We start from the raw sequence: 311 nt of genomic DNA, 5'->3' as shown, positions 1-311 counted from the left end.
CCTCGGCGCGACCGTCGTGCTCACCGCCGACCACGGCATGAGCGCCAAGACCGACGCCCAGGGCCGCGCCCAGGTCGTCTTCGTCGAGGAGGAGGTCCGACGCATCCTCGGCGTCCCCGCGGACACCAGCGCCGAGGGCCGGCGGGTCATCCTGCCCATCACCGACCCGTACACCGTGCACCACGGCGCACTCGGCTCCTTCGCGAGCGTGTACCTCCCCGAGGGCACCGACCGCGACGCCTCGATCGACGCCCTGCGCGCCATCGGAGGCATCCAGGAAGTGCAAGGCCGCGAGGAGGCCGCCGCACGCT

At 73.3% G+C, this 311-nt stretch carries 1 pseudogene; it reads left to right on the top strand.

Features of this window, described 5'->3' with window-relative positions:
• Positions 1-311, top strand: a pseudogene (locus tag PUR56_RS01645) (phosphonoacetate hydrolase); the annotation flags it as partial.

This window comes from Streptomyces sp. BE303, from assembly GCF_036290945.1.
In the GTDB taxonomy this organism is placed as follows: Bacteria; Actinomycetota; Actinomycetes; order Streptomycetales; family Streptomycetaceae; genus Kitasatospora.
Note: the sequence above shows the minus strand (reverse complement) of the source record. Positions and strands in the feature narration are given on the sequence as shown.